General features: G+C 41.8%; 8 protein-coding genes. All 8 read left to right on the top strand.

Annotated features, from left to right (window positions below):
• The first annotated feature begins 19 nt into the window (after positions 1-19).
• The 8 genes from BQ7394_RS13905 (at position 20) to BQ7394_RS13870 (ending at position 11,908) form a co-directional block, all read left to right on the top strand.
• Positions 20-1,039, top strand: a complete 1,020-nt coding sequence (locus BQ7394_RS13905) for a BF2992 family fimbrillin-A clan protein (RefSeq protein ID WP_161951801.1) — start codon at positions 20-22, stop codon at positions 1,037-1,039.
• Between the two features lie 25 nt (positions 1,040-1,064).
• Complete coding sequence (locus BQ7394_RS13900; protein ID WP_075557982.1) at positions 1,065-2,246, top strand: hypothetical protein; 1,182 nt, start codon at positions 1,065-1,067, stop codon at positions 2,244-2,246.
• 33 nt (positions 2,247-2,279) lie between these two features.
• Positions 2,280-4,433 carry a BACON domain-containing protein gene (locus tag BQ7394_RS13895; RefSeq protein WP_075557981.1) on the top strand — a complete coding sequence of 718 codons (2,154 nt, stop codon included), beginning with the start codon at positions 2,280-2,282 and terminating at the stop codon, positions 4,431-4,433.
• Between the two features lie 23 nt (positions 4,434-4,456).
• The gene (locus tag BQ7394_RS13890; RefSeq protein ID WP_075557980.1) at positions 4,457-6,568 is read left to right on the top strand and encodes a DUF4906 domain-containing protein; all 2,112 of its coding nucleotides are present in this window, start codon (positions 4,457-4,459) and stop codon (positions 6,566-6,568) included.
• A 66-nt stretch (positions 6,569-6,634) separates the two neighbouring features.
• Entirely contained in the window at positions 6,635-8,638 is a 2,004-nt protein-coding gene (locus BQ7394_RS13885) for a DUF4906 domain-containing protein (protein ID WP_075557979.1), read from the top strand.
• Positions 8,639-8,652: 14 nt separating this feature from the next.
• A complete protein-coding gene (locus tag BQ7394_RS13880) occupies positions 8,653-10,926 on the top strand; it encodes a BACON domain-containing protein (protein WP_075557978.1) in 2,274 nt (757 codons plus the stop codon).
• Between the two features lie 92 nt (positions 10,927-11,018).
• Positions 11,019-11,294, top strand: a complete 276-nt coding sequence (locus BQ7394_RS13875) for an HU family DNA-binding protein (protein WP_075557977.1) — start codon at positions 11,019-11,021, stop codon at positions 11,292-11,294.
• Between the two features lie 128 nt (positions 11,295-11,422).
• Positions 11,423-11,908, top strand: coding sequence for a hypothetical protein (locus tag BQ7394_RS13870; RefSeq protein ID WP_075557976.1), 486 nt, complete (start codon positions 11,423-11,425; stop codon positions 11,906-11,908).
• The last annotated feature ends 100 nt before the right edge of the window (positions 11,909-12,008 follow it).

The following is a 12,008-nucleotide window of genomic DNA, read 5'->3' as shown; positions in this document are numbered from 1 at the left end:
ATAGAAAATAAGAATGAAAATGAAACATATAGGCAAGTGGATTATTTTACTTTTTTCCGGGTTGATTTCCTGCACGGCAGGCGATGTAGTGGAATCGACCGGGCAGGAAAATGAATATGTGGAGCTCCATGTACAGACACCTGCTGTGGGTACCAGGGTAGATACCCGTGCCTCGGAGGAGAACCTGCCTGTCGGAGTAACGGTCCGTGTCGCTGCCTATCAACGCCAGCCCGGTGCGTTAACTGTTCCGGTCGATTATTCTGTTACAGCCCCGACTGCACAGGCTACTTATGTGGTAAATGCGGATGGCACATTAACACAGTGCACGGTGGATGCCAACGGCAAAAAAACGGACGGTACGCCGGAATTATTCTATGTGTATAAAGGTACTTATGACTTCTATGCTATTTCGCCTGCCCGTCCGCTGACATTGGATGGATCAAAGTATCAGATAAAAGGGCTGTCGAGGAATGAAGATGTGATGATCTCCATAGGGACAGGAATGTCGGTAACCGTATCGAATGCTACCGTTACACTGGAAACATTCGTGCGTAAATGTGCACGGGTTATATTTAAAGTAATACCGGCGGCAACTACGAAGATCGGATTGAAAAAATTAACGGCAAAGTCGGTTGAATTGAGTTCTATGTCGGCCGGGAGTGGTTCGATAGTACTTGGAAAGACGGAAGCAATAACACCGACGGCAGCGTCTACAGTTAATTTCTCCAACTTTATCGCAGTCCCTTCTGCGGATGATCCGAAAAAACTGGGACTAACCCAGGCTACTAATCTTATACTGCCCAAAAGCAAAGCATCGATAGGAGTAAAGGTGACACTCGATTATCAGGATGAAAATGATACAGCCATTAAAGAAAAAACATTACAGGCCACGCTGGATGCAATGGCTTTTGAAGCTGGCCAGTCGTATATTGTTTCGTTGACAGTCGACAATAACTCTTCAGCTTTGAACTGGACGATATCGGACTGGAACGCGAAAGTGGAGGAAACGGATGATAATATGGGAGGCGCAATAAAATAACGAATCATTAGAAAACGAAGAATAAATGGATAATAAGGTAAATTTAATATGGGGTGCCGCATTGGCAATGTTGACGGTCGGATGTTCTTCTATGCAAACGACTTCCCTGGAAAATAGAGATACGATTCCGGATAAACAGGCTCCACTGGTGCGTAAACAGATTGTTGCGCAGGTACAGGTAGATGCAGAAACTGTATACAGGCAGATGATCGAATTTTTTCGGGTACCGGAAAAGACAGATACAGTATCTGTAATGGAAGAAATTATCCGTTCGGAAGTACGCAGGCTGGATACGTCTCTCTCCTTTAAGCCGGGAAGTGCTGAATTAATAACCTCCTATGGACAGAACAGTAAGGAACTGACCCGGCTATGCGATGATCTGAATGCGCTTTTGGCAGACGGGAATATTACGTTGCAATCGATTGAAGTTACAGGATATTCATCTCCTGATGGCAATACTTTAAAGAATGAGGAACTGGCTACGGGAAGGGCTTTACGTCTGTGCCGCTATTTAGGCAAAGAAATACGTTTACCGGACAATGCATTTATTGTCAGACAGTCGCTGGAAGACTGGGATGGTCTGAAACAAGCAATGATAGAGGCTCGTAAACCTTATGCGGTAAGGGTTATGGCGATTTTAGACAGCTTGTCTGAGCCGGATGTTCGCCGGAAAACTTTACGTGGGTTGGACAAAGGGAAGATTTGGAAAGATATGGAAAATACCTTGTTTGCCGGCTTACGCCGGATACAGGTGGATTTAGTTTATCAGGTAACGGAAACAGGTCTGGTTTCTCCAGGAGAAAACCCTACAACCGATATCGACTTCGCTCATTTGTTGACTGTTTTTCAACAAGATCCTGAACGGCTGACTCTCGATGATTTATTGAAGGTGGCTTTGGCTTTCCGTTCCGGAACGGAGCAATACAGAGAAGTGTATGAACTGGCCGCTTATCGTTTCCCTGATTGTGAAATTGCACAACTGAATGCCGGTGCAGCAGCCTTGAGTATGGGTGATACGGTAGCAGCGCGCTATTTTCTTGACCGTGTAAAGAACAATCCGAAAGCATGGATCAATTTAGGTATTCTTTCATTGATGGAAAACGATCCGGCAAATGCGGCGGATTGGTTTAAGAAGGCAATGCCTGAACGTCCCCGTCAGGCACGTCTGTGCCTGGGTGTCTTGGATGGATTGAAAGGTAACTGGTAAAACTGTTTGTCTGGCTATAAAAATGGAAAATATATGAATATGAAACTTCTTTTATTTGCTTTCGTCCTGCTCTTATTCTCCGGGTGCTCCGGGGAAGAGATGGAAAATGGGGAACATGCGGCCGGTTTGAAAGATGTAAAAGTGAACTTAACCTTTGCAATATCTGATGGCGATTCGCTGGTTACCCGCAGTATCGATTTTATGCCTGAAGGTAAAAAGAGCATGGCATCTGATACGGTGAGTGTTCTGACAAGGGCTTTGTCGGTGGATGAAAACCTGATAAGTACGTTGTGGATAGGACAGTATGATCTTTCCGGAAATTTACTGGTTGCTCAATATCTGACAGATATCACCGGAAATCAGGTTAATTTCCAGTTGAAAGAATCACCTGCATGTTCTCTACGTTTTGTCGCTAACGCCGGTGATTTGGGCAAAATAGATAAACTAACTGATTTTAATGTGAAAAAAGTAACCTATACTGTCGGTAATACATGCCCTATGTTCGGATATCTGGATAATCAATATGTATCTGTTTCATATAGTCCTTCCGTAACGATGAAACGTATATTGGCACATATACAGTTGGTTTATAAAATAGATGCAGGTTTTTCTTTTACCGTTAAGAGCGTATCGATTAAAAGTATCCCGGTTCAGATGCAATGTGTAGAGCCTGACGGACAAATTAGTGGTATGACTTACCAGAATATAAGTGGGACTGTTTCACAGAGTGGCGCTACGGTAGACTGGTATATTCCGGAAAATAAAGCGGGGGTAATTAAAAACGGAGAGGCCGGCTTTGCTACTACCGATCGCGGGAAATGTGGTGGTACGACTGTTCCGAATGCTACTTATATTGAAATAGAGGGAGATGCGACCGTTAAAGGAGTCACTTATACAGGTGTTGCTTTCCGTATGTATCCCGGAAATGATATAAACGATTATATGATAAAACGTAACTCTCCTTATAAAGTAAATCTGACATTGAGCGGAATCGATTTTTCTGATTCCCGTGTGTCGGTGTCGGTTCCTGATATTACGACTCCTAAGGCTATTGATGCAGCTAAAAATTCAGCAACCTCTATTCAGGTCACAGCTCGTCCCGGAGCAGATTGGTCGATCACGTTACCTGCCTGGTTGTCGGCATTGGTAGATGGAAATACGACGGGTGCCGGCGGTACGGTGAAGTATACCGGTCCGGCTTCTGTAGGGTTTACGGCGATAACTGCAAATCCGAGCTCTGCAGCGCGTAGCCAGGAATTTTCTTTTTCCGGAAAAACGGCTACCATCACTCAGAATGGTTCCGTTTTGAATGTATCTACTACTTCAATGAGTCTGGAGGCAAAAGCTACATCCGGTAATGTCGGTACTTTTACCGCAACAAAGGGGCTATCGTGGAACCTTACAAAAAACATGGATTGGCTGACGGTGAATCCTGTTTCCGGCACAGAAAATGCAACAGGGACTGCTCAGGCTATAACGTATAGTGCATCGCTTAATACAGGAAATGCTGCTCGTAGCGGGACGATTACGGTAAAGGCCGGTGATGGTCAGGGAACACTTTCAAAAACTATAAACGTGACTCAGGCGGCCTCTGTTTATACGGGTATTGCCGCTACGGTAGAACTGGCTTCGGCAGGAGAGACTAAGGCCTTTTTGTCAGGAACGGAAGGGTTGGCGTGGAAGGTGACTATTGCGTCTAATAATGGATTAACGATTTCACCAACAAGTGGGAAATTTCCTACTCAATTGTCAATCGGTGCAACGAAAAATCCCGGAACGGCAAAGCGTCTGGCTTCTATAACGGTAACGATACCGGATAAAAATTATTCTCAGGTGGTTGCGGTATCACAGTATGGAACACCGCCGGCAGGAAGTACTAATGGGACTATACAACTTGCTCTGGTAAGTACAAGTAAAAATTTGTCGTGGTATGATGCTGTATCTTATTGTGATGGATTGGTCTCTGAAAATTTTGATGATTGGCGTTTACCGGATGATAGTGAGGCTGGGTTACTGTTTGGGTCATTTGGAGCTAATTATGGATCTGTAAATACAAGTAGTATATGGACTGCAAGAACTAATGGCGATAGAGCTCATCGTTACTCAGCTTCTGCCTCGGGAAATAAATGGAGTTGGACAGGTAAAAGTGGTTCATATTATGTACGTTGCATTCGAACTGTTAAGTAGCTTGTGTTTTAATAAGAAAAATGATGGAACAAAAGAAATATATAGTAAATGGGTTGACTCTGTTTTTTGTAGCGACTTCCTTATTTTTATTAAGTTGTGATGATGGTACAGAATCTAAGTTGGCAGCAGAAATGAAAAATGTGAATGTTTGTTTTAATTTCACATTAGAGGGCGAAGTTACCCCTATAACACGTAGTGTGGCATTCACATCAAAAGAAGAGTTGGGATCTGACCCTTCTGAAATAACTACTGAAATATCAAAGATGGCAACCAAAGCGATGAGCGTCAATGAAAACTCGGTAAAAACTCTTTGGTTGGGTCAGTATGATGCTTCCGGTAATTTATTGATCTCTCATTATTTGAATGATGTAACAGGGAATACGGTCCAGGTTCAATTGAAAGAGTCTCCAAACTGTTCTCTTCGCTTTGTTGGAAATGTAGGGGATTTGGGAAAGATTGCGACGTTGACCGAATTCAATGAAACAAAGATAAATTATGTAACAGGAACGGGAGGTCTAACTACTTCGGCAGGTTTACCGGTAAACCTTAGTTGTGCGATATTCGCACAACTAGATAATCAATCTATATCAATAAATTATGAACAGACAATTCAATTAACGCGTATGGTGACAAAAATACAGTTGAATTATACGATAAAGTCCGGTTTCACATTTACGCTAAAGCAGCTGTATCTGCGTAGTGTTCCTACACAGATGCAATGTAATGAACCTACCGGCCAGGTACCAGGTGTGGCGTATCAGAGTTTTACAGTAACTCCTTCATCGGATGCCAGTGGAACAGTCGAATGGTATATGCCTGAAAACAAAGCGGGTATTATAGCCAGCGGAAAAGACGGCTATGCAGCTTCTATGCGTGATAAGAAAGGAAGTACAGTCTCTGTACCGAATGCTACTTATATCGAGCTTGTCGGGGATGCCACTGTAAATGGAACTACCTATAAGGATGTCTCTTTCCGTATTTATCCCGGTAACGGTATCAATGATTATAATCTGAAACGGAATACTCCTTATGTCGTGAATCTGACCTTGAGTGGTATTGACTTCTCTGATCCCCGTGTGTCGGTCACGGTTCCCGATATTGTAGCTCCGGCAGCTATAGATGCTGCGATTGACTCAACGACAACCCTACAGGTGACGACTCGTCCGGGGGTAGCTTGGGTAATCGCATTGCCAGACTGGTTGTCGGCAGTAGTGGATGGAAAAGAAAATGTGCCTTCAAGTGGAATCCTCAATTATAAAGGTCCGGCAGAAGTCTTGTTTAAAGCTGTTTCAGCCAATCCGGACGCGAAAGACAGAAAGATATCTTTTGATATAGATGTTAATGGAATTGACAAAAATATTGAGGTGATTCAAGAAGCATCAGTGTTTACTGCTGCCGGTACGATTACAAAAATAACTAAAGAGGTAAATAGTAGTGCTGTCGGTTCGGTAACTGCTACTGCCGGTTTAAAATGGACTGTATCCTCTGAAACAAATAATGGTATCACTGTGAGCCCCACTAGTGGCAGTGGTGATGCTGTACTTACGTTTACGGCGTCTGCTAATACCGGTGCAGAACGTTTAGATTCATTTACTGTATCGGTAGTAGGTGCGGATCCGGTTCGTAAAGTTACGGTAAAAGCCATTCAAGAGGCGGGAACTAATGTGGTCACTATAAATAATGCAATTGTTGAAAGTTTTAAAAAGAACGGGCCTCCCAATAGCAATTACCGTATATTTAATTATGACGGCGGATCATCTACCGAAATAACAGGCTCTGATTTGAACGGAAATTCTCAGACTCGTACGCTGACTAAGGAATACATAATTGAAGTCGAGAAGACCGAACGAGGATCAAGATGCGCTAATTATGCCGCTGCGGTTAGTTACTGTAAAAATAAAAGTGGAGGATGGCGTGTACCTACTTTAATCGAACTGCATGCTATGTATGAAAATCAGACTACATTAATGAAAAATGGAGTCGCGGCGTTCATGAATGACCATTACTGGAGTAGTTCGAATCATAGATTTGGAAATGAAAGATGCACAAAAAATTTTGCTAATGGATCCTACGACTATTGGAACATTATAAATACACTTCGGTATGTTCGCTGTGTCCGAGACAAAAACGATTAAAGCTTAAAGATTACTGAAAGGTTATCAAATATGTATTATATGTAATTGTAAATTAATTAGTTTGAGATGAAAGTAATATATTTGACTAAACTGTATCTGTCATTGGCATTAACATTAACCTGCTTTTTGTACATTGGTTGTACGGGCGATATGGAAAGAAATGTCGATAATGGGATTGGGTTGCGAGACGTAAATGTACGTTTTACTTTTTCTTTGGTTGGAGAAGTTTCTCCTGTGACGCGTAGTATTGCATTCACCTCGGGGGAAGATGAATTGGGTTCGTCTTCTTCAGATTCTATCCCTGAGGTTTTACCTGTTAAAACTAAAACCTCCGGTGTAGACGAAAGTACAGTAAAAACTCTTTGGCTTGGTCAGTATGATGCTTCGGGCAATTTGTTGATCGCTCATTATCTGACCGATATAACAGGAAACGAGGTTGAGATTCAGTTGAAAGAATCTCCCAATAGTTCCCTTCGTTTTGTGGGGAATGCAGGTGATTTGGGAAAGATTCCAACATTAACAGCATTCAATGATACAAAGATAAATTATGGAACAGGAGGTCTTACTACTTCGGCAGGTTTACCGGTAAACCAAAGCTGTGCGATATTCGCACAGCTTGATGATCAGTATATATCAATAAATTATAAACAGTCAGTAGCATTAACGCGTATGGTAACAAAAATACAGTTGAATTATACGATAAAGTCCGGTTTCACATTTACGCTAAAGCAGTTGTATCTGCGTAGTGTTCCTACACAGATGCAATGTAATGAACCTACCGGCCAGGTATCAGGTGTGGCGTATCAGAGTTTTATGGTAACTCCTTCATCGGATGCTAGTGGAACAGTCGAATGGTATATGCCTGAAAACAAAGCGGGTATTATAGCCAGCGGAAAAGACGGTTATGCAGCTTCTATGCGTGATAAGAAAGGAAGTACAGTCTCTGTACCGAATGCGACTTATATCGAATTGATAGGAGACGCGACAGTGAATGGAACGAGCTATAAGGATGTCTCTTTCCGGTTGTATCCGGGTAACGGAATGAATGATTATAACTTGAAGCGTAACACTCCTTATATTGTGAACCTGACACTGAGCGGGATCGACCTGTCTGATCCCCGTGTATCTGTGGTGGTGCCTGATATGGTGGCACCGGCTGATATGGATGCGGCTATCAATTCAACCAGTGATCTTCAAATAACTTTGCGTCCCGGAACAAATTGGTCGATTGTATTACCTGATTGGTTGTCAGTTTTAATTGACGGAAAAACAACAGAAGCCGGAAATACAGTCGATTCTAGTGGCCCTGCCCTTGTTACATTCAAAGCTGTTACAGCCAATCCTAACCCTGTAGTTCGCACCCTCCCGTTTACAATAGGGGATGATAAATTTAATCTGAACCAGGATGGCTCTTCCTTTTCTGTGGAACCTTTAAGCGTTGCGGATCTTTCAAATACCGGGGGGACTTTTAGTTCAATCATAACGGCAACAGCAGGTCTGCCGTGGACAATAACAGGTGGAGGTACCGGGTTTACTCCCAGTCAAACTTCAGGCTCCGGAACCGCAACTATAATCTATACTGCATCGAATAATTCCGGTAAAGCAGCCCGCACCGCATCTTATACAATTTCCGTGACAGGAGCTGATCCGTCTCGCACTGCTACCGTGGATTTAAGACAGGGAGTTGCTCAAGGCAAGATCTTATATGTAAAGGAAGCTGATAGAAGTGGGGCGTCATCCCTTAATTATCCAAAGGATTATGCGGATAAAATAGAAGTGAATACATCCTATTTGACAGGTCAAAGATTTCCTGCTTCAGAATCTTATTGTAATGGTTTAGGTAATGGTTGGAGGTTACCAACAATGATTGAACTTTGGACAATGTATAAATACAGAGAAGCATTAGGTATTGCGAGTCCAGGAGGAAAATTTTGGAGTAGTTCTATTGATAATAATACTGATATTTATCGTATGGGGGTAAATTTTTCCAATGGAGTTCAGGATTGGTATAATCATGTATCGGGAGGATCACAGTATCAAAACGTTCGGTGTGTCCGTACTGTCAATTAATTAGTAAGAAGTGTATGAAGAAAATGAATAAATTGTATATTTTATTAGCTTGTGTCTTTTCTTTATTATGCGGTTGTTCCGATGATATGGTAAAGGATCAGCTTTTAGGTTCAGGAATGAAGGATGTGGATGTTTGTTTTAATTTCACATTATCGGGTGAAGTGACTCCTGTAACACGTAGTGTGGCATTCACATCAGAAGAAGATGAAATGGGAACAATGTCTTCTGAGATAATCTCTGAAATAGCAGAAGTAGCAACCAAAGCGTCCGGTGTAGATGAAAGTTTAGTAAAAACTCTTTGGTTGGGTCAGTATGATGCTTCTGGGAATTTGTTGATATCTCATTATCTGACAGATGTAACAGGAAATGAAATCCAGGTCCAGCTGAAAGAGTCTCCTGATTGTTTCCTTCGCTTTGTCGGCAATGCCGGTAATTTGGGTAAGGTTGCAACATTAACAGCATTTAATGAAACAAAGATCGATTATACAACGGGAACCGGAGGTCTTACCACCTCAGAAGGTTTACCGGTAAACCTTAGCTGTGCGAACATCGCACAGCTAGATAATCAATCTATATCAATAAATTATAAACAGTCAGTAGTATTATCGCGTATGCTTACAAAAGTTCAGTTGAATTATACTATCAAATCCGGTTTTAGTTTTACTCCTAAACGCTTATCCTTATATGACGTTCCAACACAAATACAGTGTATGGAACCAGCCGGACAAGTAATAGGAACGGCCTATCAGGTATTTACTAAAACAATTCCGGCCGGTACTTCTGCTTCATTTAGCTGGTATATGCCTGAAAATATGGCAGGTGTTATTACTAATGGAAAAGACGGTTATGCTACTTCTGCACGTGAGAAAAGAGGAAGTTCTGCTTCTGTGCCGCATGCTACTTATATCGAGCTTGTCGGGGATGCCACTGTAAATGGAACTACTTATGCGGATGTTTCTTTTCGTATATATCCGGGTAATGATTTCAATGATTATAATCTGAAACGGAATACTCCTTATGTCGTGAATCTGACCTTGAGCGGAATTGATTTGTCCGATCCTCGCGTGTCGGTCACGGTTCCTGATATTGTGGCTCCGACTGATATAGATGCCGCGGTTAACTCGACAACAACCATTCAGGCTACCGCCCGTCCGGGAGCTGCGTGGACGATTACATTACCGGACTGGTTATCGGCATTAGTAGATGGGAAAACAAATGGTGCTGCGGGTGGAGCATTGAATTTTACCGGCCCTGCTCCGGTGAAGTTTACGGCAGTGACTGCAAATCCGAGTTCAACAGAACGTAGTCAAAGTTTTACAATAGCAGGAAAAAGCGTTACGGTAAAGCAAAAAGGTTCGGTTTTGTCGGCTACCTCTAAAAATAAGACGATAGGTCCTGAGGGTATTCCTCATTCGGACACCGAATATTCTTTTTCTGCCACAGAAGGTCTTTCATGGGCATTGTCTGAGGCTATCGACTGGTTGACTTTGACAGGTACTACTACCGGTGTAGTTTCAAATGCTACTACTACGCCGACAGTTTCTTATACGGTAACTGTAAATCCCAATGCCTCGACCCGAACGGGATATCTATTTGTAAAAGCCGGGAATGCTATAAGTGGAACGGACGCTGCTCTTGAAAAGCAGATTGCTGCCATAACGCAACAGCCCTCTAATATAACTGTGCCGGCTAATGGTGGAACAATACCGGCTGTGGGAGGGAACATTACTGTTTCTGGGATAACTGCAACTGAAGGGCTACAGTGGACTGTTACTAAAAAGTCCGGTTTTACAGATTTTTCTTTTTCTGGAATCGATGTAGCGAATGGAAAGTTTGTTGTAACAGCTAAGCAAAGTGCCACAGTTGCCCGGTCAGCAGTTTTTACACTTTCCGTAACAGGTGCTGAACCGGCTCGTACGTTCGATATTACGATCTCTCAACCTAAAAACGGTAATAATTATGTACCGGGAACAACCTCTTTGATGGTGAGTAAAGCACAGAGAGGAAATGGGTGGTATCGTGGGAATGGTAATGAGGCACGGCCTTATTGTAATAACTTATCGGATTTAGGATATAGTGATTGGAGATTACCATCAAAAAATGAGTTAATGGCTATCTACAATGGAAAAAGTGAAATAGGAAATGTCTCTTTATCCGGCAAATATTGGGCTGATAATGGTGATACCCCTCCTTGGGCTCCCTATGTAAATATGAATAATGGAGCGACAGGTAATAATAGTTGGAATGATAACAGTAATAATGTCTTGTGTGTTCGGGGTACTTATTAATATATGGGAGATATGGATAGAAATGTTCCTTGAACAGGAAGAATATTTCGCTGAATAATTTTATAAAAAACATAATTATTAAAACAGAATATATGAATAAGAACGATTTAGTAAACAAATTGACCGGAAAGTTGGGGATTCCTCAATATATTTCACGGAAATATGTAAATGCCTTTGAAGAAATTATTTCAGACGCATTGAAACAGGATGATGCAATAATGCTTCAGGGCTTTGGAACCTTTGAACCATGGAAACAGACCGAACGACAAGGGCGTAATCCTCGTACCGGTGAAACTTGTATGATAAAACCGCGTACGAGTGTGAAGTTTAGACCTGGAAAATTATTGTTGGAGAATTTAAATCCTTGATATACAAAGATAATTACAGTCCGGATATAGGGCTATTTATGTTACTATTCGATTAAAGAGGGGCTACAAAATGAGATTTTGTAGTGACCCTCTTTTTTATTTAAAATGAAACTAATCTTATTCTGCTTATGAAAAAAAGAAACAAGTTTGAGGCATTGTTTCCCAATGGAAAACTTCCTGATGTGGATGAATTTAATCGTAGTTTAGATGCCATGTCGGAAGACGGGAGAAAACGATTACGTGAGAAAATCTATAAGATTTCTTTTATAACCTGGTCGGTGTTGCCTGATTATCAGCGGAATTTTATAGAAGAAGTGATTATCCATGACCGACAGGCATATGCCGACTTTATGCAACAAAAAACCGTGATGGGCCATATCCGGTATACACTTCGCTATCCTACCTTGTTTATTCGAATGCTTCATCTGATAGAAGCGGTAGAGCGTACCGCAAAAACATCATTGAGTCGCCTGGCTATGTCTGTGGTAATCTGCTTCGACTTTTCCGAAAAAATTAAAACCTTGAGTGAAAAAATCAGTAAAGAAAAGACTACTCCTGAAGATGTATTGATATTATCAGGCAAAACAAAAATTAAGGATGACTACAACGGCTGATACTAAATAGTTTATAAAAGTTAAATAAAGCGTAAAACAGACCGTAGTGAAGAGTCGCTAAAAAGAGGTGTTTAAAGTATTTTAAGATTGTAATGCATTG

The sequence above is a fragment of the Parabacteroides timonensis genome, from assembly GCF_900128505.1.
GTDB lineage: Bacteria > Bacteroidota > Bacteroidia > Bacteroidales > Tannerellaceae > Parabacteroides > Parabacteroides timonensis.
The sequence above is the reverse complement of the archived record's forward strand: the minus strand, read 5'-3'. Positions and strand labels throughout refer to the sequence as shown.